Source organism: Pseudomonas sp. NPDC086581, assembly GCF_044746165.1.
Lineage (GTDB): Bacteria > Pseudomonadota > Gammaproteobacteria > Pseudomonadales > Pseudomonadaceae > Pseudomonas.
The window spans coordinates 500,437-524,514 of the sequence record NZ_JBIVBR010000002.1 but is presented as its reverse complement, the minus strand read 5'-3'; the positions used below and the strand labels follow the sequence as shown (position 1 = coordinate 524,514).

The following is a 24,078-nucleotide window of genomic DNA, read 5'->3' as shown; positions in this document are numbered from 1 at the left end:
TATACGAATTTCCATATGTAAGACGCAAGCCCAGTTGAACTTGAGCGGCCGCCTCTGACCCAGAGCTCGCGGAGCTTGGCAAACAAAGGTGCATCGCTCGACGCTTCTTTGGCCTATCTAGAGAGTGTATTCGCTGCGAACGATGGCAGCTGTACTGCGCGCCATTCCTTGGGGCTACAACCATAAAAGTCGCGGAAAACCCGACTGAAATGTGACATGTCATTGAAGCCCCACCGAAAGGCGACTTCAGAGATGCGCAGTGTTGAGCAGAGCGGACTCCGCAGCTCGGCTCCGCAGCGTTCCAGGCGACGACGCAGGACGTATCGCATCAGGGAGCTTCCCTCGCGTTCGAACAACTTGCCGATATAACGAGCGGAGAGGCCGGTCGCACAGGCGATCTGCTGCGCGCTCAGTGCGGGGTCCCGGAGGTTGTCGTTGATGAAGATCTTCACTCGCGTGAGCGTCAGCATCTGTGAGCGAGAGTGATCGGGGGCGAGGTTCTGCAGGTTGCCCAGTGTCAGGGCGATGAGGTGGGTGGCCGACTCCGACAGTCTGGCCATCTCCTGCGGTGTGAACTCTCCAATCTGCGTGCTCAGCGTTTCGAGGAAGGAGCGAAGCACTCGCCCCGTCGGGTTGTCGAGCGAGACGCGTGTAGCCGTCCGGCTCTCCATGTCCACCACCAGTTGATTGAGGCTGGCCCGCGGGACGCTGACGATGATCTGCCGCCAGTCACTGTCGAAACTGAGGTGGTGGGGGCGGGTGGCGTCGTAGATCGAAAGCTCGCCGGGCCCGATCTTCGCCCGGCTGTCGCCTTGCTCAAGGCACTCGCTGCCTTCGAGCATCAACACGGCGAAGTACTTGTCTTCCTCGCGACAGCGGGGGTGCAGGTGTCGGCGGTTGACGGCCTGTGCCGAAGCGCCGACGTCGCTGACGCGCAGCAGCTCGCACTTCTGTGAGCGCACGCGGCCGAAGAACGCCGGATTGGGAAGGGCGCCGATTTCGACATCGGCGAACAGCCGCAGGATCATTTCCCGCCAGTAGTCGACCCGATCCTGGAATGAGTTGCTGAGCGTTGCCAGTTCGATGCGGTCACTGGACCAGAGCTCAGGCGATGGCGCCGGCTCAGCCCCTTGATTGTTGTCCATCGTCGATGCACCCCTGTTGTTCATTACTTTTCAGGATGAATCCGTCGTTGCCTTCGCTCGCAAAGGCCGACTCGAAGGTTTCGTCTATCGGGCTGTCGCGCCCTTGATTCCTTCATACAACAGCAATCGGCTGCCCGCCAGCAAACCGGACGCAAGGGCCGTTCGAACAAAGTTGTTGTTCCGCTTCAGCCAAGAAGGGCGTCGCTTTGAGTTTCATGCTTGAGCCGTGACAAGGAAGACCTGGCAGACAGGCCAGAGCGTCGGACCGCCATCCTCGAACAGGGGCGGGTAATCAGGACGGTCATGCATTTCAATGCCCTTCGGGGCTCCGGCTCAAGGCAAAACCATGAAAACAACAAGATCCCTGTTTTGCGAACTGAAACGCTCCGCTCTCGCGGGGTTGATCCTGATCGGCGTGTCGTTCTCCTCCCTGGCGGTGGAGGTGGCGCCGGGTGACTACGAGCAGTACCCAGCGGGTGCAACCATCGGTCTGGTCTATTACCAACACGCGACGACCAATGCGTTACGTAGCGACGGCCATTCCGTCAGCTCGGATTTCAACATCACCTCCGACGTCGGCATCCTGCGTCTGCTGCACGTCTACCAGCTCAGCGACAAGGTCACCATCGATCCGCAGGTGCTGTTGCCGTTCGGCCATCTGTCGGGCAACGGCGACGCATCGCCGCTGGGGGATACCAGCGGCACGGGCGATCTCATCCTTACCGCACCGATCAAGGTGCTGCTCAACGATGCTCGCGATGTCTTCAGCGTCAACGCCTATCTCTTCGCGCCCACGGGCAGCTATGACAAGAACGATGCGCTGAATCTGGGGGAGAACCGCTGGAAGGTCGATTTCCAGAGTGCCTACATCAAGCACTTCAGTGACAAGTGGGCCGTCGACCTGATCGGCGATGTCATCTGGTACGCCAACAACGACGACTATGGCCCGGCCTCGCTCAAACTGGAGCAGAAGACCTCCTACAGCGCCCAACTCATGGGCCGCTACATGCCGGACCAGGCAACCAGCCTCGGTCTTGGAATCGGCCAGCTGTGGGGCGGGGAGACCCGCGTGGACGGTGTGGATCGGGATGACCGCCAGCGCACGACCAACTTCCGCGTGACCGCCAGCCATTTCGTCACCCCCAAGGACCAGCTGCAGCTGCAGCTGGGGCGCGACCTCGCGGTGGAGAACGGGCCGCGCGAAGACTTCCGCCTGAACCTGCGCTACGCGCACATCTTCTGACGCCGTGTCTTCTGGCACTCCGTCTTCAGACACAGCATCGACCCACTCGCACCACCGCCGGCTTGCCGGCGACCTACAACAAAAAACTGTGAGGCTTCCATGGAATCAGCAATCGACAAGCATCTGCTTTGCCCCCGTTCGCGCGCGCGCCGCGTCGACGACGACTACACCCCTCCGTTCCCGGCCTGGGTCGGCCGCGCCGATGCCGCGATCACCCGTTATGTCATGGCGTACATCGGCGTGCAGAGCAAGGGCGAAAGCCAGCTCGGTGCGGCCTGCTCCGCGCTGCGCATGATCGTGGAGAGCCTGAAGCAGGTTGACGGTCCGCGCTATCACGATCTCGCCCATTACCGGGATACGGATGGCTACGATAACCTGATCGCCATCGCCTACTGGGATGATCCTGCGGCCTTCGAGCGCTGGAAAGCGGACGAGCGCAATGGAGCGGCGTGGCCTTCGCACCTCGATGCAAGCAGCGGTCTGGGGTTCTTCCGCGAAGTCATCACGCCCGGCGTCGAGCGCTTCGAGACCTTGTACGCCATGCCCGAGGGCATGGAAGGCGTGGGGCTGGCGATGGGCTCGCGCAGCAATGAGATCCAGGAGCATGGCTACTGGGGATCGATGCGCGACCGCATCCCTATTTCGCAAACGGACGCCATGACGCCGTCGGGCGAGCTCGCCTTCAGCCATGCATCGGACATGGTCAGCGTCAGCGGTCATGAAAACCTGGTGGTGATCCGCTCCGGGCAGGACTGGAGCGAGACCCAAGGTCGCGAGCGCGAGCTGTATCTGGGCGAGATGGAACCGGTCCTGCGCGCCGGCATGGACTTCCTGCGCGATCAGGGACAGCCGGTGGGCTGCTACAGCAACCGCTACCTGCGGCACATCGATGCCAACGGGCAGCCCCAGGAAAAGAGCTTCTCCGTCAGCCACTGGCGCTCCATGTCCCATCTGGAACGCTGGTCCGAGTCCCATCCCACGCACATCGAGATCTTCGGTACCTTCCTGCGGATGGTCCAGTCGCTGCAGGGTGAACTCAAGTGGAAGGGCTACCACGAAGTCAGCGTGCTGCGGGCTCAGGACCAGCGCTACGAATACCTCAACTGCCATCCCGGAACCGGGTTGATGCGTGGCATCTGAGCGGCCAGTCACGAGGAGACAGACATGAATCAAAAAGCAAACATCTCTGCAGGCACCGCTGCCGACCGCGCGTTCGCCCTCAAGCACGCCCTGGAAGAAAAAGGCGTGGTGCCTGAAGGCTATGTTGAAAACTTCACGCAGGTCATGGAGAACGACTTCGATCCCGCCAACGGCGCGCGGGTGGTGGCCCGTGCCTGGGTTGACCCGGATTATCGCGACCTGCTTCTGCGCGACGGCACCGCAGCCTGCGACCAGTTCGGCTACACCGGGGTGCAGGGCGAGTACATCGTCGCCCTGGAAAATACGCCGACCCTGCAGAACGTCATCGTCTGCACGCTCTGCTCCTGTACCGCCTGGCCCGTCCTGGGGCTGCCGCCGGACTGGTACAAGAGCTTCGAATACCGCGCGCGGGTCGTGCGCGAATCCCGCAGCGTACTGCGCGAGATGGGGCTGGACCTGCCCGAGTCAGTCGCTATCCGGGTCTGGGACACCACAGCCGAGACTCGCTACATGGTGCTGCCGGTGCGCCCGGAAGGCACCGAAGGCTGGAGCGAGGAAGAACTCGCTGCTCTGGTGACCAAGGATGTGCTGATCGGCATTGCTCGCCCGGAAGTGCCCGCCGCCAGCGATTCGACGAAGGAGGTGAGCTGAACATGGACGGCATTCATGATCTTGGCGGCTTGCAAGGTTTCGGGCCGGTCGCCCACGTGGCCAATTCGCTGAGCTACAAACCCGTCTTCCACGAGGACTGGGAACACCTGGGTTACAGCCTGCTGTTCCTGGGCGCAGCTGAGCTCGGGCTGTTCAACGTCGATGAGCTGCGGCACGCCATCGAGCGGATGGAGCCACGGCATTACCTGTCCTCCAGCTACTACGATCGCATCGTCATCGGTGTCGCCTCGCTGTTCGTCGAGAAGGGCCTGCTGAGCCAGGAGCGCCTGGCGCAGCTGGCCGGCGGGAGCTATCCGCTGGCGTTGCCGATGGGCCCCGGGCGCGAGGCAAACCCGCCGCGCCGGCCGTTCCAGGTTGGCGACGAGGTGGTGGTCCGCGACGAGCGCGTCTCCGGACATATCCGCATGCCCGGTTATGTGCGCGGCAAGCGTGGCGTGGTGCTGCACCGCACCCGCCATTCGTGGCCATTCCCTGACGCCGTCGGCCACGGGCGGGACAGCCCGCTGGAGCCGACCTACCACGTCCAATTCACCACCCAGGAACTGTGGGGCGATGCGGCGGACGCAGGCACGGTGGTGGTCGACCTGTTCGGCGGCTACCTGCTCCTGGCCTGACGAACAGCTTTTGGGGGCGGCGAGGTCTTCCCGGAATATCAGCCCCTCGTCGCCCCCGTTTTCTTCTCTGCAGAGTGAGACATCAACATGGCCATACGCAGACCGGATTCCGCTGAGCTTGGCGAGATCGCCAAGAGCCTCGGCATGACATTCAGTCCATCGCAACTCAACGAATATCAGGATTTGCTTCAGGCAAACTTCGACGCATATGACCTGCTCGATAGTCTCCCTGACTATCTGCCGCCCGTGCGCTATCCCCGCAAGGACCTGCGCGTGCCCTCGGCGGATGAAAACCGACTGGGCGCCTGGCAATGCAAGGCGCTCATTCCAGGGAACGCGGAAGGGCCTCTGCTGGGCAAGCGCGTCGTGATCAAGGACAACGTCGCTGTGGCCGGCCTGCCCATGCTCAACGGCACCTTCACGCTCGATGGCTACGTCCCGGAGATCGATGCCACCGTGGTCAGCCGGCTCCTGGATGCCGGGGCGACCATCACCGGCAAGGCTGTCTGTGAAGCGCTGTGCTTCTCCGGTGGGTCGCACACGGCGGCCAGCGGCCCGGTACATAATCCGCGGCGCCAGGGCTATTCGGCGGGCGGTTCGTCCTCGGGCTCCGCAGCGCTGGTCGCCGCGGGTGAGGTCGACATGGCCATCGGCAGCGATCAGGGTGGGTCCGTGCGCATCCCGGCGGCCTACTGCGGCGTGTACGGCATGAAGCCCACGCATGGGCTGGTGCCTTATACCGGCGCGATGCCTATCGAATCGACACTGGACCACCTGGGGCCGATTACGGCCAGCGTGCGCGACAATGCCCTTATGCTGGAAGTGCTGGCTGGTCCGGATGGCCTGGACCCCAGGCAGAATGCGCTGGCCCCCGCTGGCGGCTATCTGGATGCGCTGGGTCGCGGTGTTGTCGGCATGCGCATCGGCGTCCTGCGCGAAGGCTTTGCCCACGCCAACTCCGAGCCCTTCGTAGATGAGGCCGTACGCCAGGCGGCGGATGTGTTCCGCGCTTTGGGTGCCACGGTCGAGGACGTTTCATTGCCTGCTCACAGCCAGGGGCCGGCGATCTGGCTGGCGATAGCGGCCGAAGGAGCCTCCGAGCAGATGATGAAAGGCAACAGCCACGGCTTCAATTGGCGCGGCCTTTACCTGACCGGAATGATGGAACACCACGCTCGCTGGCGTGATCGCGCCGATGACCTTCCGGACACTGTGAAGATGACCTTCATCCTGGGGGAGTACGCCAATCGAAACTATCGAGGCCGCTTTTACGCAAAGGCGCAAAATCTCGCTCGCCGCCTGCGCGCTGACTATGACGGCCTGTTGAGCAGCTACGATCTGCTGTTGATGCCGACCCTGCCAGTTCGCGCCACACCGTTGCCGGCCCCGGACGCACCGCTGGCTGAAGTGTTGGCCCGCGCGTTCGAGATGCTGGGAAATACCTGTGGCTTCGACGCTACCGGTCATCCTGCCATGTCGATTCCCTGCGCCAGTCATGATGGTCTCCCGATAGGTCTTCAACTGGTCGGTCGACATTTCGCCGAGGCGGATATCTACCGTACGGCCCATGCGTTCGAGCAGACTACTGACTGGCGGACTCGCCAGTAACCCGGAAGAAATCTGACGCTCCGTGTCACCGCGCCGACCTCGGGTCGGCGCTCGCCTCCGGCAATTGCTGACCCGAAGCGGTCCCCCGAATACTGTCATCGCCTCTCACAGATGCCATTCCAGGTTCAGGAACGGCGTATTGGCCTCGGTGCCGGGCGTGTTGGCGGAGTTGTTGCCGAACTTGTTCTTCCAGTATTCGTAACCCACCCCGGCGAAGAGCGTGTTCTTCCTGCCGAACGTCAGCTCGCCCACGTCTACCAGCACAGCCGCGTGTACCAGCGTCTCGCTCACGGTGTCGTTGCCAAAGCTGTCCTTGCCCTTGGGCGGGACGAAGTTGGCGAAACCCCTGAATTTGAGTGATACCGAGCCGAGCTGGAACGGGGTGTCCCAGGCGGTTTCCACATAGTACGTATCGTCGAAGCGGATATCGTGCTCGCGGGCGAAGGGCAGGCCATTGTGGTTCTTCTCGGTGCGGTACATCAGGCTCAGGTCCCAGAAGCCCGGCACGTCGAAGTTGAGGGTCGGGCCGACGACGAACATGCGTTTTTCCGGCGCGAAAGCGGTGTTCTTGGTGTTCCAGTCGAGCCCGGCCGACAGCGACCAGTCGCGCACGGGGCCCCACTTGAAGTCCCGGTCGGAAATCTTGTTGAGTGACAGCTGATGGCGGTATACCACGTAGAATTCTGTGGCGCCGTCGTCGCTGCCTTCAGCCGGGTCCTTGCTATCGGAAAACAGCGCCTGTACGTCGAGGAAGTTGCCGCCGTACTGATATCCATCGACATAGGTGAATTCGACGATGTTCTTGGTGATCGAATCATCGATGCCCGGCTCGGCAAAGCGGGTGCCGTACAGGTAGCTGAAAGAGCTGTCGCTCCACTCGGCTGCCTGGGCAGCAACGACCGCGGTCAAGGACAGTACGCCGACGGCAAGGGCGTGGCAGGCGGGCAAGGTAGGTTTCTGCATCTTCTGTATCCCGTGAGTCATCCGCCGTTGACACGGGGGATTCCTGGTTCTTTTCCCGGTGGGGCTTTTGCGCAGGGCGCGCGTCTCCCGGCACGGCGCGGCTGGCCGCGCCTGTCGAGTTGTCCAGTGGGGAAGTGAGGGCCGGTCTGAAGGCAGCCGGTGGATCAGTCGTCGACCTGTATCAGCTGCCGTACGCCGTCCCAGGCTTCGGCGCGCATGCGTTCCAGGTCCAGCCCTGGAATCACGCCGTCGTCGACCACCATCCGGCCGCCGACCATGCTGTAGCGCACGCTGATCGGCTCGCCGGCGGCCACCGGCGCCAGCGCGGTGTCGTGGAAGCCGAAGAAGCGCGGATGATCCAGGCTGTAGATGACCAGGTCAGCTGCCTGTCCTATTTGCAGTGTGCCGACCGAGTCCAGCCCCAGCACCCTGGCCCCGCCGGCCGTTCCCCAATGGATCACGTCTTCGACCGTGGTGGCTGCCGCGCCTTGCTCCGCGCGATGGATCAGCCAGGCGGCATGCGCTTCAGCGACCATGCTGCCGGACTCGTTCGAGGCCACGCCGTCGACCCCGAGGGAGATTGGCACCCCGGCCTCGTACATCTGCGGCACCGGTGCGATACCGCTGCCCAACCGTGCGTTGCTCACCGGGCAGTGCGAGACGCCGGTGCCCGTTTGCGCGAGCATGCGGATTTCCCCCGGCTGCATATGGACCGCATGGGCGAACCATACGTCAGGGCCGAGCCATTCGTGTTCGGCGACGAATTCCACCGGCAGGCAGTTGTATTTCTCGCGGCAGAAGTTGACGTAGTTCTGCGTCTCCGAAAGGTGCGTGTGCAGTCGCAGGCCGAGGCCGCGTGCAGAGTGGGCCAGCTCGCGCAACAGGGTTGGCGGCAGCGAGAAGGTCGGCGTGGTCGGCGCTACCACCACCCGGCGCATCGCATCCGGGGTGTCCTGGTGGTACATCGATTTGAGTCGCTCGATGTCGCCGACCATCTGTTCCAGTGACTCCGGTTGCAGTGCTGTTTTCGAGAAGCCCGGATGCGCGCTGGCCGACTCCAGCGCCCCGCCCCGGCACAGGACGAAGCGCATGCCGAATGCTTCGGCCATGTCGAACAGCAGGTCGCCGGTCTCGGTGGTGCCGTTGGCATGGTAGAGGTAATGGTGATCGGCGCACGTCGTCACCCCGGACAAAAGCAGCTCGGCCATGCCCAGGCGCGCGGCGATCCGCGCCAGCTTCGGGGTGAAGAGGTTGAGGCGGGGATAGGGCACGCTGGCCAGCCAGCCTTGAAGGTCCTGGTTCATGCCCGCCGGCACCGCCTTGAGCAGGTTCTGGAACAGGTGATGGTGCGTGTTGATCCAGCCCGGGTACACCACTGAGCCACGTGCGTCGATGACGCGTTCACCGGGGTGAGCCGTCAGGCCCTCCGCCATTTCGGCGATGCGGCCGTCGACGATGCGGATGTCGACGTGGCCGGCCCGGGCGAGTGGCCCGTGCAGGCCGGTCATCACCGCCTGCGGGTTCTTGATCAGGGTGTTCTGAAGTCGAGTCATGGGCTTCTCCAGTCAGAGGGTGTGGGAGGCGGATTTGCTGGCCGTACTGTCGGGAGCGCTGACGCCGTTGAGCGCCGCGTTGAGCAGCACCGACACCAGGCAGGCGATCACCACGCTGCTGTGCAGGAAAGGCTGCGACCACTCGGGCAACTGCTTGAACAGGGCCGGCGCCATCACCGGCACCAGGGCGGCGACGATGGTGAAGCCGACGATCAGGATGTTGTAGCGATTACGCTCGTAATCGACCTTGGCCAGGGTCTGAATGCCGGCCGCAGCGACCACGCCGAACATGGCGATCCCGGCGCCGCCGAGGGCGGCGGTGGGCATCGACGCGATGATCGCTCCGGCCTTGGGCACCAGCGCCACAGAGCACATCATCAGCCCGCTGATTGCCACTACCCAGCGACTGCGCACACCGGTGAGAATCACCAGTCCGACGTTCTCCATGAAGGCAATGAACGGGAACGCTGCGAACATTCCGGCAATGGTGCTTGCCAGGCCGTTGGCTCGCAGCCCGCTGATCACCTGTTTCTCGGCCACCGGTTTTTCGGTGATGTCGCCGATGGCTACGAACAGCCCCATGGACTCGACCATCTGCACGATCATCACCACCACCATGGTCGCAATCGGAATCAGGCTGAAGGTAGGCAGGCCGAAGTGGAAGGGGTAGGGCAGGGTGAGCCAGGGCGCTTCCTGTACGCTGTGGAAGCTACCCATGCCCAGGCTGTACGCCAGCCCCGCGCCTACCAGCATGCCGAGCAGCACCGCCATGTTGCGCAGCATTGGCGTGCCGTAGCGGTTGACCAGCAGGATGGTCGCCAGTACCACCACGGAGACGGCAAGATAGGCCGGTGCGCCGAAATCACTGGCGTGGCGGCCACCGCCGATCCACTCGTAGGCGATCGGGAACAGTTGCAGGCCGATCACCGTGACGATGCAACCGGTGACCACCGGTGGAAAGTACCGGCGCAATCGGCCCACGAGTGGTGCGGCGAGCAGGGTGAAGATTCCCGCGCCGATCACGGCTCCACACACACCGGTAAACCCAACCAGCGGGTCGCTGCCGATGGCGATGACCGGGCCGACGCTGCTGAACGCCACGCCCTGGAGGATCGGCAGGCGCACCCCGAACTTCCAGAAGCCGACGGTCTGCAGCAGGGTGGCGATGCCGGAGCAGAATAGCGTGGTGCTGATCAGCACCACGGTATCGGCTTCGGACATCTTCAAGGCGCTGGCTACGATCAGCGGCACTGCGATGGCGCCGATGTACGAGACGGCCATGTGCTGCAGGCCGAGGGTGAGCATTTGCCGGACCGGTAATACCTGGTCGACGGGGTGGACGGTGGAGACGGTACTGGCTGACGACATGGGGAATCACCTCTTGCTGTTTTTATTGGGTTGAGAGGGGTATTCGTTCTGCGTGCCCGGAGCCGCCATCCACCGGCGCCGATGCTTTTTCTCAGCCGGCCAGACAGGCCGCAAATCCCTGGTTCAGCGCCGCGCGGTCCAGGTCGCGGCCGATGAACACGATCTTGCTGGAGCGTGGTTCCGTGCCCCATGAGGTGGAGGCGCGGAACTCGACGAGGCTGTGCACGCCCTGCAGCACATAGCGCTGATCCTGGTCCTTGACCGCCAGCACGCCTTTCATGCGGTAGAGGTTGTCAGCCTGCTGGACGCGCAGTTCGCTGATCCAGCGGTGGAAGGCGCCCAGGTTTACCGCGCCATCCACGGCGATGCCGACGGAGGACACACTGGGATCGTGGTCATGCTCCAGATCTTCGTGGTCGTGATGATGTTCTTCGGCGTGGTGATCGTGGTCCGCGCCGATCTCCATCAGTTTCTGGGTTGACTCGAACGCACCGACGCCGAGGATCTTCGTCAGGTCGATCGCCGCATAGCTGGAGGTCACCAGGTCCGCCGTGGCATTCAGGCCGCGAATCTTTTCGCTCAGGCTCTCCACCTCGACAGCGCTGACCAGATCGATCTTGTTGATGACGATCCGGTCGGCACAGACGATCTGGTCCACGGCCTGATTGTCCGCGCCGTCGAGCTGCAGGTCCTCCAGGTGCTGGGTGATGTGCTTGGCGTCGACCATGGCCACGATGGCGTCCAGTTCCACTTCCTCGGAAATCGGGTCGTTGATGAAGAAGCTCTGTGCCACCGGGTACGGGTCGGCCAGGCCGCTGGTTTCGATGAGGATGTGATCGAGCCGCACGGGGCGCGCCACCAGCTCGCGGACGATACGCACCAGGTCCTCGCGAACCTCCGCGGTGCAGCACACGCAGCCGTTGACCATCTCGTAGATTTCTTCGGTCTCGGAGCTGAGCACCAGGTCGCCGTCGATGCCGACTTCGCCGAACTCGTTTTCGATCACGGCAATCCTGCGACCATGGTTTTCCTTGAGGATGTAGTTGAGTAGCGTGGTTTTGCCGGCGCCGAGGAAGCCGGTGAGGATGGTCACCGGAATCTTGCGGTTCGGAGTCGGTTGCTGGAGTGGGCTGTTCATGCGGGCTCCTTCGATTGCGAAAAATGGCCGGTGGACGCCGGGCCGGGTTCGCCCCAGCGCAGCGCGGTTCCGGCGTCGAGGCCGAACAGGTCGAGGACACGGCCGAGGCTGTGATCGACCATTTGCGAAAGGGAGTGCGGGCGGGCATAGAAGGCCGGTACCGGCGGGGCGATGATGCCGCCCATCTCTGTGACGGCAGTCATGTTGCGCAGGTGGGCCAGGGTCAGCGGTGTTTCCCGGGCCATCAGCACCAGCGTCCGGCGCTCCTTGAGGGTGACGTCGGCGGCACGGCCGATCAGGCCGGTGGAGGTACCGGTCGCGATTTCCGCCAGGGTACGCATGGAGCACGGTGCGACTACCATACCCAGGCAGCGGAACGAGCCGCTGGCGATGCCGGCGGCCACGTCGTCGGCGCGGTGGTAGTGGCTGGCCAGCGCAGTGACGTCCGCCAGTTTGTAGTCGGTTTCGTGGGCCATGGTCAGCAGCGCGGCACGGCTGATCACCAGGTGGCTTTCGATGTCCAGCTCGGCGAGCAATTCCAGCAGCCGCACGCCGTAGATAAAGCCCGACGCGCCGCTGATGCCGACCACCATCCGCTGGCGATTCATGACTGAAGGCTCTTGAGAAGATCACGGGCACGCTCGACGACGTCCTGGTCCAGTTGCGCCCTGATGCCGTCGAATCCCGAACCCCGGGTGGCATCCAGGCCCATCCGCGACGTGGTGCCGTTGACCGAGGAGGAGGGGTCCAGTGGGCTGCCGGGCAGGCCGTCGACGACGAAGATGTCCTGGTGGGGCTGGAAGTGCGTGGCCAGCGCCCAGAGCACCTGGCTGTCGTCGGTGATATCGATGTCGCCGTCCACCGCGATCACGGTTTTCAGGTACGGGTCCCAGCCCAGCAGTGCGAGCATGATCTGCCGCGCTTCACCATCGCGGCTCTGATCCAGTGCCACGTAGCAGTGGAAGTGAGTGCCGGAGTTGGGGTAGTGCACGGCGGTGACGGAGGGGAAGCGCGCCTTGAGCTTCTCGCTCATCTCCGCTTCCCGCGGCAGCCGCGCCAGGGTCAGGTGCTCGGAATAGCGTCCGCCAACCACGTCCACCAGCCAGGCGTCCTTGCGCCGCATCAGGGTATCGACCCGCAGGACGTTGTTGGTCGAGCGGTCCGAGGAGTAGCCGCTGAACTCGCCGAACGGGCCTTCCTCGGCATACCCGGCAGGGTCTATCGCTCCTTCCAGCACGAACTCGGCATAGGCCGGCACGCCGATGCCATAGCGCGGGGTCCTGACCAGTTCCAGCGGTGCGCCGAACAGTCCGCCGGCCACGGCGCGTTCGTCGCTGCCAAACGGCAGCCTGGCGGCGGCGGCCAACATGAACAGCGGATGTGCGCCGACCACCATGGCCACGTGCAGTTCTTCGCCGCGCTCGCGGGCGCCTTGCAGCATGCGCCACAGGTGGCCACGGGAATGCAGACTGGTGGCGAGGGTCTGCCGGGCATGGCGCATCGAGCGGTGGTAGCTCATGTTGGCGATGCCGGTGACCGGGTCCTCGGCGATGATGATCGCGTTGGTGATGTACGGCCCGCGGTCGCTGTCGAAATGCTTGAGCATCGGCAGCAGCGCCAGGTCCAGCGCTTCGCCCTCGAATATCTCGTCGAGCACCGGGCCGGTTTCCACATGGCGCGGCGGGATCGGCTGGTTGGCGCGGCTCTGGAAGGTTTCGTGGAGCTGCGCCGGAGTAACGCCGAAGATCCGCGCGATGCGGGTCCGGGAGGCGAACAGGTTGGTGATCACCGGCACGCCGAGCGTGCCGACGTTCTTGCAGATCAACAGCGGGTCGCGGCCCTGAGCGGCCAGGGCATCGACCAGGGCAGTGACGTCCTGGTCGGCGGAAAGGGGCGACTCGATGCTGAGCACATCGTCCGGATACTGCCGGCGATAGCTGTCGATGAAATCGTGGAAATCCTGGGTATCGCCGAGCGTGGAGAGGGACATGCTTTCACCTCCTGAAAAAAACAGGCGCGCAGGGCCGAGGGCGACGTTCGATCGAAAGGCCAGTGGCCTGCCCGATCGAACACCGGTTCATCTGTGCGCCTGGAAGTCCCGCTGTGTTACAGGTAGGTCTTGCTCAGACGGGCGTCTGCCTCGACCAGGTTCCTGGGTGGCGGTGTCGGCTCGATGCCGCACAGCCGGGCGATGTTGTTGCCCAGGTAGTCCTCGAGGTGGTCCTCGTCGATGCCCAGGCCCTGGGGTGCCGGTGAGCACAGCACTTCCAGTTCCCGCAGCCACATGCCCGGCTCGTTCGGCGGCGAGTCGGTGCCGAACACGATCTTGTGGCGTGGCAGGTCTTTGGCGAACTCGACGATCCGTGACTGGAAGCACCAGCCGGACTCGCAGTACACGTTCGGCGTGTCCATGGCCATCCAGAACGCCTCGAACGAGTAGTTGCCGCCGGTCTGAATGCCGAAGTGGCCGATGATGAAATTGACCATCGGGAACTCGCGGATGATCGGGTAGAACATCGTCGGGATGGTGTAGGGCCCGTCGCCGGTGTGGATCAGCACCACGATGTTGTACTTGGCGCAGACCTTCATGGCCGGACGTAGCCAGTCGAGTGCGCGGTCCGGGCGATAACCGTGCATGTTGGCGTGCAGCTTGAGCATCTTGAAGCCGTATTCCTTGACGTGGAATTCCAGCTCCGCCGCACCGTTTTCCGGGCCCCAGCGCGGGTTGAAAGTGAAGTTGCCGATGAAGCGGTCCGGGTACTTCACGCAGAGTTCGGCGACATAGGACATGTAGTCGCGCACGCCCTCGCGGCCCCGGCGGTTGCCGTCGCGGTAGCCGGTGTTGCCCGGCGGCGGCTGGATGAAGCCCATGTCGATGCGGCGCGGTTTGCCGTTGATCATGTACGGGCCGTCCATCAGCTTGAGCATGCGCTCGCCAGTGAAGGGTTCGCCGGTGTGGCGCCAGGCCTCATCGACCAGATTGGTGGGGTGCAGATGGGTATCGATGATCATGGGTTCAGCTCCTGGCCAGTTGAGTCGTGACAGGGCGCTTGAGTTGCGCCTCGGCTTCGGAAACGGAACGCGGCGGCGGAGTCGGCTCAAGCCCGATCATTCGCGCGGTGTTGTTGCCCAGGTATTCCTCGAGGGTGTCCTCGTCGAGGTTCAGGCCCTGGGGCGGCTCATGGCAGAGCACTTCCAGCAGGCGTAGCCACATGCCCGGCTCGTTCGGCGGAGTGTCGGTGCCGAAGAGGATCTTGTGCGTCGGCAGGACCTTGGCGAATTCGACGATCCGCGATTGCAGGCACCAGCCCGACTCGCAGTAGACGTTGGGCAGTTCCATCGCCCATTGCATCGGCTCGAACACATAGACCCCGCCGGTCTGCACGCCGAAGTGGGCCATGATGAAGTTGACGTTGGGGAATTCCTTGATCATCGGAACCCATTCCGATGGGATGCTGTAGGGCCCGTCGCCGGTGTGCAGCTTGACCGGGATGCCCAACTCGGCGCACTTCTCGAAGGCCGGGCGCACCCAGTCCAGTGCGCGGTCGGGGCGATAGGCGTGCATGTTGGCCTGCATCTGGACCATCTTGAAACCATGCTCCCTGACATAGCGCTCGATCGCTTCGACGCCGTTCTCCACGCCGCAGCGCGGGTTGTAGACGAAGCAGCCGATGAAGCGGTCCGGGTAGGTCTGGACCATCTTCAGGGTGTAGGCCATGTAGGCGTCGATGGATTCGCGACCGCTGAGTTCGCCGTCGGTCCAGGTGTAGATGGTGTTGCCTTGCGGCGGCTGGATGAAGGCTTTGTCGATGCGGCGAGGTTTGCCGTTGACCACGTACGGGCCATCCATCATCTCCAGCAGACGCTCGCCGGTGAACGGGTCGCCGTCATGCCTCCAGGCCAGGTCAACCTGGTCAGTTGGATAGCAGCTGATATCGATGATCATTGAAGTCGATCTCCTGATAGCGGGGAAGGGAACCTTGCGGTTCGCAGCAACCACGTCCCGGATAATCGGCCGTTTCTATGCGCGACAGGCTCGCGCATTCCCTCGCCCGGTCGCATCCGCTCTGGGACGCTGGCTGCTTGGTGGGCAGTATTGGAAGGGGGCGGAAGGTTCGTACAATATTAATTGGGCGAGGAGTTGATACGTGCTCGATATGGCCGTTCGCCGGTGTGGCGTTGCGCCTGCCACCGGCCTGTGCGCGGCGGGTTCAGCCCTGCGTTCGGGCAGCCATCCGCTTGATCAATTCCACCACCGGCGCTACCCGTTCCGCCTGTCCTGGCGGCCATACCGCGTACAGGTTGTAATGTGCTGGAATCTCCGCCTCGTTCAGTTCCACCAGACGCCCTGCGCGTAAGGCGTCCGCCGCGAGCAGGCCGCGCACCAACCCTGCGCCAACCCCGGCTTCGGCCGCTGCGATGAGGTTCGCTGCATTGTCGAAGACCATCCGTGCGCCCGGCTCGATCGGCGCCATCCCGACCGAATCCAGCCATGGAATCCACGAGCGGCGCGTGTACCCCAGCAGCGGCAGTTCCAGTACCTGCTCCGGGGTGAGCGGGACCTGCAAACCATGGCGCTCCAGCAACGCCGGAGAGGCCACTGCCACCACCCGGTCACCGCAGATCTGCGTCATCTCGCAGTCCTCCCAGTCGCCGTAGCCGTAGCGCAATGCCAGGTCCACCCGCTCGAAGGAAACGCGCTCGGTGCGTGGCATCGACAGCAGCGCCACCTCATGCTCGGGCAGCGCATCGAGCAATTCGGGGAGCCGTGGATTGAGCCAGCTCTGGGCCAGTTCGCTGTCCACATCCAGCGTCAGTCGTTGCGCCACCCGGCGGTTCTTGACCGATGACAGCGCCCGGTCGATCTGCGCCAGGCCGTCGCTCAGGACGCTGGCGAACAACTGGCCGGCGTCGGTCAACTTGCTGCCGCCTCCTTCGCGCACGAACAGCGCCTGCCCGACGAAGTCTTCGAGGCTGCGGATCTGCTGGCTGATCGCGCTGTGGGTGAGGTCGAGCTTGCGCGCAGCGCTGGAGAAGCTGCCGCTGCGGGCGGCCTGGATGAAAGCACTCATGGACTGCACCGACGGGTATCGCTTGTACATGCTGTTAGTCCTGCTTACACACGATGGCAGAAATCGTTGCTGGCCCGAATTTTCCCGGGTTACCACTATTCGGTCACCAGGCCCGCGCAAAGACGGGCCGCTCTCCTGGAGCCTGACAATGATCGAGTTAACGGTAAACGGCGAACGACACGAGCTGGCAGAGGCGTCACCGTCCATGCCGCTGTTGTGGGTGTTACGAGACCACCTGAAACTGACCGGCACCAAGTTCGGTTGCGGCATGGGCCTGTGCGGCGCCTGTACCGTGCACCTGGATGGCGTCGCGGTGCGTTCGTGCCAGCTGCCGGTCGCCGCCGTCGCGGGGCACCGCATCACCACCATCGAAGGCTTGTCGCCCAATGGGCAGCATCCGCTGCAGTTGGCCTGGGTTGCCGAAGATGTTCCGCAATGCGGTTACTGTCAATCCGGCCAGATCATGTCCGCCGCCGCGCTGCTCAGCACCGGGGCGGTGGTGACCGATGACTCGATCCGCAACGCCATGTCCGGCAACCTGTGCCGCTGCGGCACCTACGGGCGGATCAACAAGGCCATCAAGCGTGCGGCGTCCGCGCCGAAGGAGGCGTGATGAGACTTGTCGATGACGGGACTGTCGAGCCGTCGCGCCGGCGTTTTCTCAAGCAGGCGGCCACTGCCGCTTCCGGCCTGGCGATTGCGTTCTATCTTCCCTCTGACGCGGCAGCGACGCAGGCCAACGGCCCGGCTCCAGGCGGTGATTTCGAGCCCAATGCCTGGGTGCGGGTACTGCCCGACGGCACGGTGAAACTGGTGGTGCACAAGCACGATTCCGGCACCGGCACCCAGACCGCGCTGGCTGCATGCGTGGCGGAAGAGCTGGACGTCAACCCGATGACGGTGCAGGTGATCACGCCGGAAAATCCATTCTTCGAGGCCTACATTCACCCGATCTGGAAGGTCTATTCCACGGGCGGCAGCACCAGCGTTTCGCTGGAGTACGAGCGCTTGCGCACGGCAGGCGCGACAGCCCGCGCGCTGTTGATCGCGGCGGCTGCCAAGCGGTGGAAGGTCACTCCCGAGAGCTGCACCACCGAAGATGGTCGGGTGCTGCACGCCTCCAGTCAGCGCAGCTGTGGTTACGGTGAGGTAGCGGGGCTCGCCGCGCAACTGCCGGCGCCGGCCAAGGTCACGCTGACGGATCCGCGGCAGTTCAAGTACATCGGCAAGTTGCGCCACAAGCGGGATGCGGCGGCCAAGGTCTGCGGGCGCTTCACCTACAGCATCGACGTGACGCTGCCGCAGATGCTGGTGGCGGTGGTCCAGCGCGCGCCGGTGATCGGCGCCAGGGTACTGAAGCTCGACTCCAGCGCGACGCTGCAGGTGCCGGGCGTGCGCAAGGTCATCGCGATTCCAGGCCGGCCCGATGTGCTGGGGGGCAACCAGGAGGGCGTCGCTGTCCTTGCCGACAACTATTGGGCTGCCCATCAGGGGCGCGAGTTGTTGCAGGTGCAATGGAGCGATTCGCCCCTGGGCGCTTTCGACAGCGATCAGCTGGCGGCCGCGCAGGCAGCGGCCGTTGGCGACAAGGCCGCACAACGGGTTACCGCACTGGCGGCGGGGGATGTCACGGCGCAATGGCCGAAAGCCGCGAAGTTGCTCGAGGTTGACTATCGCATGCCTTACAAGGTGCAGAACCCGCTGGAGCCGGTGTGCATCACCGCGCAGGTATCGGACAACGCCATCAGCTACTGGGGCGGGGTACAGGTGCCGTCGTCGGCGCTGGAGGCCGCGGAAAAAGTGTGCGGGATCGGCAAGGACAAGGTCACTATCCACGAGCTGGTGTCCGGCGGCAGTTTCGGCGCGCGTGAGTCCAAGTACTGGCTGTTCGAGGTGGCCTATCTGGCGCAACAGGCCGGGGTGCCGGTCAAGCTGATGAACAGCCGCGAAGACGAAATGCGCGCGCTGTTCATGCACCCGGCCACCTTGCACCGCGCCAAGGGCTCTCTGGACGCCAAGGGGCAACTGACCGCCTTGCAGCTCAATGCGGTATCGCCGGCCTCGCCGGAGCAGTGGGAGCCTGGCTATTTCGAGCGCCCTGACCACATGGACTACAGCACCACCGAAGCCATTACCGCGTGGGATTTCGCCTATCGCCCGGCGAATCTGGACCTGGCGTGGGTCCGGCATGAAAGCGGGGTGCCCAGCGGCTGGTATCGCTCGGTGAGCTTCATCCCCAATGTGTTCGCCGTGGAAAGCTTCATGGACGAACTGGCCCATGAGGCGGGGCTGGACCCGCTGGCGTTTCGCCTGGCCAACATGCACGAACGGCCCCGTCACGTCGCAGTGCTCAAACAGGCCGCTGAGCGCGCCGGCTGGGGCCAGCCTTTGCCAGAAGGAACGGCATTGGGCGTCGCCACCAACCAGGGTTACACCAGCTTCATTGCGGTGATCGCCAGGCTTTCCCGAAAGGACAGTGCCATCAGCGTCGACAAGCTCACCTGCGTGGTCGATTGCGGTCTGGCGGTGTCGCCAGGAGGCGTCGAGGAACAGATCTATGGTGGCCTGATGTGGGGCCTCGGCCACGCGCTGTTCGACCGCATGGACATCAAGCAGGGGCGGGTGGTGCAGAGCAACTTCCACGACTACCGGGTGACCCGCATGTCGGACATGCCGGCCGTGGACATCCTGGTGCTGGACGGCGAGCCGGGCAAGCCCGGCGGCGTTGGTGAGCTGGGCAGCCCGTCGGTGGCTCCGGCCATCGCCAATGCCCTGTTCAGCCTGACCGGCGTGCGCCAGCGCTCGACGCCACTGACCCTGGGGTAGCCGCCATGGACCTGCGCCTGCTGCGGTACTTCATGGCCCTGGCTGATGAGTTGCACTTCGGCCGGGCTGCCGAGCGGCTGCACATCTGCCAGCCGCCGCTGAGCCAGCAGATCCGACTGCTGGAAGAGGAGCTGGGAACACCGCTGTTCGAACGCAGCCACCATCGGGTCGAACTGACGGCGGCCGGACAGATGCTCAAGGAGCAGGTGCCACTGGTGTTCGAACAGCTGGAGCGCGCGCTGGCCCTGACTCGCCAGACCGGTCGGGGGCAGGTTGGCGAGCTGGAAATCGGCATGATCAGTTCGGTGATGATCGGTGTGCTGCCACGGGCCCTGCACCTCTTCCGCGAGCGCTACCCTCAGGTGACCTGGCGCCTGCATGAAATGACCCCCGCGGCACAGGTCAAGGCGTTGAAGGAAAAGCGCATTGATGCCTGCGTGTTCCGGGTCGGTTACGACGATCCACAGTTGCGTAATGAACTGCTGCTCTACGAACCGATCCGCGTGGTCATGCCGGCCGACCATCCGTTAGCCGGGAGCGACAGCGTGGCGCCGGCGGATCTGGCGCAGGAGCCTTTCGTGGCGCTGGAGCTCAAGCAATCGCGCTTTGCCGACTTCCTCTTTCAGTGCTGCATCAAGGCCGGGTTCACCCCCCAGATCCGCCAGCAGGTCATCGAGGTGCAAACCTTGCTGAGCCTGGTGCGGGCTGGTTTCGGTGTGGCACTGCTGCCGGCGTCCATCGAGCCGATGGCGCCGGCGGGGCTGGTATTTCGACGCCTGGTACCCGCTCTGCCGGAAGTGCCTCTGTATGCCACTTATCGTGCGGATGACGACTCGCCGGTGATCAAGCTGTTTCTCGATACATTGCGGGAGCTGGTCAGCGAGGATGAACGCAAACCCGAAGGATCGTACCCGTAGGAGTTACCGCCCAGTGCGACTGGCTGATCTTGCTCGTGACCTTCTTTAACCGTTGCAGGTTCGTTGCCACACGGTTCAGCGCCTTGTTCTTTGGTCGCTACCGAACCGGAGCGGACATTCCCCGAGCCCCTACATGCCGTTGTGGAAGTCGCTGTGCTCCAGCTCGATGCGCTCGCGCAGGCCTTTCATGCTGTGGCCATATTCGCCCAGCACCCGCAGCGCCCAGTCGGCCCGGCGGCGGATGCGCAGGTCGTCTTCACCGGTGGGGTCGGAGGCGTTCAGGACCTGGTCGACCTGGCGGATGACCAGTTGCTCGGGCAGGTAGCAGATGCGCGAGTTCTTGTAGCTGGAGGCGCGCAACTCGGAGAGCGGGTAGGAACCGCCCAGGCCCGCCGATACGCCCACCAGTAGCGCCGGCTTGTGCGCCAGTTCGGCGTAGCCGGCGTAGAGGAACAGGTTCTTCAGCGCCGGGCAGGCCATGCCGTGCCATTCGGGGGATATCACCACCAGAGCATCGGCGCGCTGCAGTTGCCCGGTCTGCTCCACCCAGGCCTGGTCTTCGATCGATGCCGGCCACAGCGGCAGCGGAGTTCGGCCGAGGTCGACGATGTTGGCAGTGCTGCAGATTTCCAGCGCCTGCAGGCGCGCAGCCAGGTAGCGGGCCACCTTGGAGGATTGGCTGGATGCCTGGCTGGAGCCGGCGATCAGGGTGACGTTCAGGTTCATCGGGCGATCTCCGGTACTTCTTTTGTTTGCGACTGTGGCTGGGCATTACGCACCAGCGGCCAGAACACTTCCTGTTGCCAGCTCACCGGATGCATGTCCTCGATGCCATAGGCCGGGGGACGGCGGCGGGTGATCTTCGCGGTGCCGAACAGCACGTCCCAGAAGAACAGCAGGTTGCCGAAGTTGCCCTTGTAGTTCGTCACGCCGTCCTCTGCGTTCAGGCCGTGGTGCGCCGAATGGGTGGAGGGCGTGGAGATGGTCCGCTCCAGCAGCCACATCAGCGGGCGCAGTGCGCGGATGCGATAGAGCTTGTCGTCCCAGGCGACGCTGCTGTGCGCGCCGAAGATCACCAGCATCTTCACGATCAGGTAGCCGTAATAGAAGTTGGCCAGCCCGAGGTAGACCAGCGCGCTGGTCAGCCAGATGCCGGGCATCAGCAGGTAGTAGAAGCTGTTGTTGCGATAGACGATGCGGATGCTCATGTACGGCGCCGAATGGTGCGCGCGGTGCAGGGCGTAGAGGAAGGGGACGCGGTGGGTCAGGCGGTGCCACCAGTACTGGGTCATGTCGTCGAGCACCAGGAACAGTCCGAGGGCGGCGTACCACGGCAGGTCCGCCAGTTGGCCCTGCCATTGCGGGGCGAAGTGGCCCAGCAGGTGATTGGTGGTGAACAGGATCAGCGGGAAGGTGATCAGCAGCAGGATGCCCGAGCCGAAGATTTCCACCATGGCATCGCGGCGCCGGGAGGCGGGCTGACGGAAGCGGGCGCAGGCCATTTCCAGCAGGATGAAGGCAACGAAAATGGCGACCACCACGGGGGTTGGATTATTGGCGAGCAGTTCAGAGTTCATGGCACTCTCTTCTTGTTAGCTTCTTGGTTGCCCCTCGGGGCGCAGCAAGCACAATAAGAAAACAAGGGCTCGGCCCGCGTCAGGCGTGAAATGGACAGAAATCCCCGAGAAGTGGCCAATCCTCAGCGTTACCATCGCGGCTCGCTGGGGCAGGTACTGGAGCGTTACCTGCTGGGCATGCGCCGGCATCGCGAGGGCGACTACAGCATGGTTGCCCTGGAAGAGCTGCTGGCCGAGGCGCAGCAGCATGACCCCGCCATCGGATTGCACCTGTTCGGGCAGTTCACGGCGCAGGACCGCCACATCCTGGCGATCTCCGCCGGCTACTGCGCCACTGTTGGCGAGGCCCTGCAGCTCTGGGCGCGATACGGGCGGCTGGCGTCGGACATGGACACGCTCGATTACGTCGAGGACGACCAGGGTGCCGGGGTGGAGGTGATGATCGATGCCCCGGTGGATCTCGCCCGTTTCACCGTCGAGCACTATTTCGTCATGAGCCTCACCGTGATGCGCGAGGCTACCGGCTGCGTGATCAAACCGTCGCGCGTGGAGTTCAGCCATCCGCGCCCTGCCTATCACGCACAGTATGCCGAGGCATTCGGCGTACCGGTGGAATTTGCCAGTCGCGGCAATCGCCTGTACTACGCGAAAGAGGATCTCGCCAGGCCGCTGGTGGGTCGTCACGCCGGTATGCTCGAGATCATCTGCCAGGAGCTGGATCGTCGTCTGGGGCGCCAGCGGCAACTCAGTGGCTGGGCGGGGAAGCTGGCGCGGAACATGCGCCGGGCCCTCGCCGAGGGGCGGGTGCCGGGCCTGGAGGAGCAAGCCGCGGCCTTGCACCAGAGCGCTCGGACCTTGCGCCGGCGGCTGGAAGAGCAGGGGCTGAGCTTCCGCCAGTTGCTGGATCTGGTTCGTGGCGAGCTGGAGCAGCACTTCGAGTTGCAGGGGCTGACTGCCGGCGAAATCGCTACACGCCTGGGCTACGGCGACCAGGACGCCTACCAGCACGCCCGCCGTCGTTGGCGCGAGGCCGGTTGACCTGCTCCGGGTGAACTAAGCCGGTCCGGATTCAGCCCTCGGTTGGGTAGGCCTCCGTTACGCGCGCCTGCTCATTTCACGACAGGTGCCACCATGGCGCGGCGTTTCACAGTTGCTACAGTTACTCCGCAAGCGCTGGCACGGCAGTGTGTCGGGAGAGCAGCTCTGGCACGCCATCGGCAAGGAATCCGAATCGACGGAACAAGGAACAGACCGTGTCCACGCGTGAGCAGATTGCAAGTCTGGAAGCCGCCGTATCGGCGCAGGTACTGGGTCAGGAAGAAACCGTCCGGCATATCCTGCTGGGGCTCCTGGCCAATGGTCATGTGCTTCTGGAAAGTCTCCCCGGCCTGGCCAAGACCCGCACCGTCAAGGCGCTGTCCAGACATCTCGATGCGCGGATGAGCCGCGTGCAGTTCACTCCCGACCTGTTGCCCTCGGACATCACCGGGGCGGAAATCCTCCAGCAGACGGAGCAGGGCAACCAGCTGAAATTCCAGCCGGGGCCGCTGTTCGGCAACGTCATCCTCGCCGACGAGATCAACCGCGCGCCGGCCAAGGTCCAGGCGGCGTTGCTCGAAGCCATGGAGGAGCGCCAGATCACCGTGGCCGGGCAGACCCACCGCATGCCGGGGCTGTTCATGGTGCTGGCGACGCAGAACCCCATTGAGCAGGAGGGCACCTACCCGCTGCCCGAGGCGCAGATGGACCGCTTCCTGATGAAACTGCTGATCGACTATCCACGGGTCGAGGACGAATCCCGCGTATTGCAGCTGGTGCGCGCCGAGGAGCGCAGCCAGCAGTCCGGCGCGGCGCCCGAGGCCATCACGCCGCTCGCGCAGGAAGCCGTGTTCGCCGCCCGCAAGGAAGTCGGCGACGTGTATGTGTCAGAGGCCATCGACCGCTACCTCATCGACTTGATCAATGCCACGCGGCGTCCCGCCGACTACGACGCCGACCTGGCGCGCTGGCTGAAGGTCGGCGCCAGCCCGCGCGGCGGTATCAGCCTGGACCGAGTGTCGCGCGCCCACGCCTGGATGGCGGGCAACGACTACGTCACTCCCGATGACGTGCGTGCCGTGGTGCACCCGGTGTTGCGCCATCGCCTGCTGCTGTCCTATGACGCCGTTGCCGATGGCGTGGCGGCCGATCAGGTGATCGACCGTCTGCTCGACAAAGTGGCGATCCCGGCCTGAGGAGGGTT

Annotated in this window: 22 protein-coding genes; 10 read left to right on the top strand and 12 right to left on the bottom strand. The window is 64.1% G+C overall.

What is annotated here, in order from left to right:
• Positions 1–113: 113 nt before the first annotated feature.
• Positions 114–1,145 carry a helix-turn-helix domain-containing protein gene (locus tag ACIPK7_RS06620; protein WP_401086634.1) on the bottom strand — a complete coding sequence of 344 codons (1,032 nt, stop codon included), beginning with the start codon at positions 1,143–1,145 and terminating at the stop codon, positions 114–116.
• A gap of 376 nt (positions 1,146–1,521) precedes the next feature.
• Here ACIPK7_RS06620 and ACIPK7_RS06615 point away from each other — a divergent pair, with 376 nt between their 5' ends.
• From ACIPK7_RS06615 to ACIPK7_RS06595, 5 genes are all read left to right on the top strand, one after another.
• Positions 1,522–2,388: a transporter gene (locus ACIPK7_RS06615; RefSeq protein ID WP_401086899.1), complete on the top strand. Its 867-nt coding sequence runs from the start codon at positions 1,522–1,524 to the stop codon at positions 2,386–2,388.
• Between the two features lie 99 nt (positions 2,389–2,487).
• Positions 2,488–3,528, top strand: a complete 1,041-nt coding sequence (locus ACIPK7_RS06610; protein WP_401086631.1) for a phenylacetaldoxime dehydratase family protein — start codon at positions 2,488–2,490, stop codon at positions 3,526–3,528.
• Positions 3,529–3,552: 24 nt separating this feature from the next.
• Positions 3,553–4,179, top strand: coding sequence for a nitrile hydratase subunit alpha (nthA, locus tag ACIPK7_RS06605; RefSeq protein ID WP_401086628.1), 627 nt, complete (start codon positions 3,553–3,555; stop codon positions 4,177–4,179).
• A gap of 2 nt (positions 4,180–4,181) precedes the next feature.
• Complete coding sequence (gene nthB, locus ACIPK7_RS06600; RefSeq protein WP_401086625.1) at positions 4,182–4,814, top strand: nitrile hydratase subunit beta; 633 nt, start codon at positions 4,182–4,184, stop codon at positions 4,812–4,814.
• Between the two features lie 87 nt (positions 4,815–4,901).
• A complete protein-coding gene (locus ACIPK7_RS06595; RefSeq protein WP_401086622.1) occupies positions 4,902–6,422 on the top strand; it encodes an amidase in 1,521 nt (506 codons plus the stop codon).
• A gap of 105 nt (positions 6,423–6,527) precedes the next feature.
• Here the strand turns inward: ACIPK7_RS06595 and ACIPK7_RS06590 are convergent, their stop codons facing one another.
• The 9 genes from ACIPK7_RS06590 to ACIPK7_RS06550 form a co-directional block, all read right to left on the bottom strand.
• Complete coding sequence (locus ACIPK7_RS06590) at positions 6,528–7,385, bottom strand: hypothetical protein (protein ID WP_192431146.1); 858 nt, start codon at positions 7,383–7,385, stop codon at positions 6,528–6,530.
• 164 nt (positions 7,386–7,549) lie between these two features.
• Positions 7,550–8,938 carry an amidohydrolase family protein gene (locus ACIPK7_RS06585; RefSeq protein ID WP_401086619.1) on the bottom strand — a complete coding sequence of 463 codons (1,389 nt, stop codon included), beginning with the start codon at positions 8,936–8,938 and terminating at the stop codon, positions 7,550–7,552.
• A 12-nt stretch (positions 8,939–8,950) separates the two neighbouring features.
• Positions 8,951–10,306 (bottom strand): nucleobase:cation symporter-2 family protein, encoded by a 1,356-nt coding sequence (locus ACIPK7_RS06580; protein ID WP_401086616.1) that lies wholly within the window; start codon positions 10,304–10,306, stop codon positions 8,951–8,953.
• Between the two features lie 91 nt (positions 10,307–10,397).
• Complete coding sequence (locus ACIPK7_RS06575) at positions 10,398–11,444, bottom strand: CobW family GTP-binding protein (RefSeq protein WP_401086613.1); 1,047 nt, start codon at positions 11,442–11,444, stop codon at positions 10,398–10,400.
• On the bottom strand, positions 11,441–12,052 hold the full coding sequence (locus ACIPK7_RS06570) for a UbiX family flavin prenyltransferase (protein WP_401086610.1): 612 nt from the start codon (positions 12,050–12,052) through the stop codon (positions 11,441–11,443). Before ACIPK7_RS06570 ends, ACIPK7_RS06575 begins: the two co-directional genes overlap by 4 nt.
• Positions 12,049–13,434: a UbiD family decarboxylase gene (locus ACIPK7_RS06565; RefSeq protein ID WP_401086607.1), complete on the bottom strand. Its 1,386-nt coding sequence runs from the start codon at positions 13,432–13,434 to the stop codon at positions 12,049–12,051. The genes ACIPK7_RS06570 and ACIPK7_RS06565 overlap by 4 nt, the downstream gene beginning before the upstream one ends.
• A 116-nt stretch (positions 13,435–13,550) precedes the next feature.
• The gene (locus ACIPK7_RS06560) at positions 13,551–14,456 is read right to left on the bottom strand and encodes an amidohydrolase family protein (RefSeq protein WP_401086604.1); all 906 of its coding nucleotides are present in this window, start codon (positions 14,454–14,456) and stop codon (positions 13,551–13,553) included.
• A gap of 4 nt (positions 14,457–14,460) precedes the next feature.
• Positions 14,461–15,390 carry an amidohydrolase family protein gene (locus ACIPK7_RS06555; protein WP_401086601.1) on the bottom strand — a complete coding sequence of 310 codons (930 nt, stop codon included), beginning with the start codon at positions 15,388–15,390 and terminating at the stop codon, positions 14,461–14,463.
• A 265-nt stretch (positions 15,391–15,655) separates the two neighbouring features.
• Entirely contained in the window at positions 15,656–16,546 is an 891-nt protein-coding gene (locus ACIPK7_RS06550; RefSeq protein WP_401086598.1) for a LysR substrate-binding domain-containing protein, read from the bottom strand.
• Positions 16,547–16,664: 118 nt separating this feature from the next.
• Between ACIPK7_RS06550 and ACIPK7_RS06545 the strand changes: the two genes are divergently transcribed.
• From ACIPK7_RS06545 to ACIPK7_RS06535, 3 genes are read left to right on the top strand one after another with little or no spacing between them, the layout of a single operon-like run.
• The gene (locus ACIPK7_RS06545; protein WP_401086595.1) at positions 16,665–17,129 is read left to right on the top strand and encodes a (2Fe-2S)-binding protein; all 465 of its coding nucleotides are present in this window, start codon (positions 16,665–16,667) and stop codon (positions 17,127–17,129) included.
• The gene (locus ACIPK7_RS06540) at positions 17,129–19,342 is read left to right on the top strand and encodes a molybdopterin cofactor-binding domain-containing protein (protein ID WP_401086592.1); all 2,214 of its coding nucleotides are present in this window, start codon (positions 17,129–17,131) and stop codon (positions 19,340–19,342) included. The genes ACIPK7_RS06545 and ACIPK7_RS06540 overlap by 1 nt, the downstream gene beginning before the upstream one ends.
• 5 nt (positions 19,343–19,347) lie before the next feature.
• Positions 19,348–20,259, top strand: coding sequence for a LysR substrate-binding domain-containing protein (locus ACIPK7_RS06535; protein ID WP_401086590.1), 912 nt, complete (start codon positions 19,348–19,350; stop codon positions 20,257–20,259).
• 129 nt (positions 20,260–20,388) lie between these two features.
• Here the strand turns inward: ACIPK7_RS06535 and ACIPK7_RS06530 are convergent, their stop codons facing one another.
• Together ACIPK7_RS06530 and ACIPK7_RS06525 are read right to left on the bottom strand one after the other, a co-directional pair.
• Complete coding sequence (locus ACIPK7_RS06530) at positions 20,389–20,985, bottom strand: NADPH-dependent FMN reductase (RefSeq protein WP_192431158.1); 597 nt, start codon at positions 20,983–20,985, stop codon at positions 20,389–20,391.
• Complete coding sequence (locus tag ACIPK7_RS06525; RefSeq protein WP_192431159.1) at positions 20,982–21,836, bottom strand: sterol desaturase family protein; 855 nt, start codon at positions 21,834–21,836, stop codon at positions 20,982–20,984. Before ACIPK7_RS06525 ends, ACIPK7_RS06530 begins: the two co-directional genes overlap by 4 nt.
• A 90-nt stretch (positions 21,837–21,926) precedes the next feature.
• Between ACIPK7_RS06525 and ACIPK7_RS06520 the strand changes: the two genes are divergently transcribed.
• Together ACIPK7_RS06520 and ACIPK7_RS06515 are read left to right on the top strand one after the other, a co-directional pair.
• Positions 21,927–22,874 (top strand): AraC family transcriptional regulator ligand-binding domain-containing protein, encoded by a 948-nt coding sequence (locus ACIPK7_RS06520; protein WP_192431160.1) that lies wholly within the window; start codon positions 21,927–21,929, stop codon positions 22,872–22,874.
• Between the two features lie 215 nt (positions 22,875–23,089).
• Entirely contained in the window at positions 23,090–24,070 is a 981-nt protein-coding gene (locus tag ACIPK7_RS06515; protein WP_401086585.1) for an AAA family ATPase, read from the top strand.
• Positions 24,071–24,078: the final 8 nt, after the last annotated feature.